Origin of the sequence: Salinibacterium sp. (genome assembly GCF_031364185.1) — a bacterium.
Classification (GTDB): domain Bacteria; phylum Actinomycetota; class Actinomycetes; order Actinomycetales; family Microbacteriaceae; genus Rhodoglobus.
Genome location: NZ_JANLVV010000076.1, coordinates 1 through 1352, shown reverse-complemented (window position 1 = coordinate 1352; position 1352 = coordinate 1). Strand labels below are relative to the sequence as shown.

1 protein-coding gene is annotated in these 1352 nt (G+C 70.9%); it reads left to right on the top strand.

Annotation, left to right across the window (positions count from 1 at the left end; translation table 11 throughout):
• Positions 1 to 1310 (top strand): dihydrolipoamide acetyltransferase family protein (locus RMN95_RS03830; protein ID WP_397545242.1); only part of this gene is annotated, 1310 nt, incomplete at its 5' end.
• Positions 1311 to 1352: the final 42 nt, after the last annotated feature.

Here is a 1352-nt window from a genome sequence, read left to right as displayed (position 1 = left end):
GACCGCCCCAACTCGCTCACCGGAACCCGGAACTTCTCGTGACCGTCAAGGAGTTCCGTCTGCCCGACCTCGGGGAAGGTCTCACCGAATCGGAGGTGGCGGTCTGGCGCGTCGCGGTCGGAGACACCGTGAAACTGAACCAGGTCATCGCCGAAGTCGAGACCGCGAAAGCCCTCGTCGACCTGCCGTCCCCCTACGCCGGAGTCGTCACCCGGCTGTTCGTCGAGTCCGGCACCACGGTCACCGTCGGAGACCCGATCATCGCGTTCGAGGTCGAGGGGCCGGCCACCGCCACCGCCACCGCCGAGGATGACCTGCCGCCCAATCTTGTCGGGTACGGCGCCGTCGCCGAGTCGTCGACCAGCCCGGCCCGACGCGCCCGGACACTGCCAGCGACGCACACCACTGGAGCGCCCCCCGAGCTCGTACACGCCGGCCGGCTCGCCGCGCCCCCCGTGCGGCAGCTCGCGCATCGGCTCGGTGTCGACCTCTCGGCCGTGGTCGCGACCGGCGAATCCGGATTGGTGACCCGCTCCGACGTCGAACGGTCGGTGCCTGCCCAGTCCGCGCCTCCGCACTCCGCGCCTCCGCTACCCGCCGCGGCCGCGCCCGGCGACACGCTCGTGCCGGTGACCGGGGTGCACCGATTGATGGCAGACGCCATGGTCGCGAGCGCCTTCACTGCCCCCCACGTCACGGTGTTCCTCACAGTGGATGTCACGGCCACCGTCGACCTCCTCGACGAGCTGCGCCCCACCGCGGAGTTCCGAGACCTTCGGCTCACGTTCCTCGCGGCCGTCGCCAAGGCGGTCTGCTCCGCCATGCCGCGCCACCCCGGCATCAACGCCCGCTGGGACGAGAGCGCCGGTGGCATCATCCGGTCGCAGCGAATCGGACTCGGGATTGCGGCAGCAACGCCGCGCGGACTCATCGTGCCCACCATCCCGGACGCTGGTGCCCTTGACCTCGCTGGCGTCGCCACGGCCCTCACCGAACTCACCCGGGTCGCGAAGGCGGGCAGGTCAAGCCCGGCCGACCTGGCGGGCGGCACGTTCACGATCAGCAACGTGGGTGTGTTCGGCGTGGATGCGGGCACTCCGATCCTGCACGACGGTCAGGCCGCGATCCTTGCCGTCGGCGCCGTCGCGCGCCGACCGTGGGAGTTCGACGGCACCGTGGCGCTGCGCCAGCTCGTCACCCTCAGCCTCTCGTTCGACCATCGCGTTCTCGATGGGGCTGAGGGCTCCCGGTTCCTGGCCGAGGTCGCAGCGCTGCTGCACAACCCGGCGCGCGCCTTCAGCTTCGCCTGACGAGACATCCCACCCCAAGGAGCCTGAATGACCATCACCGCC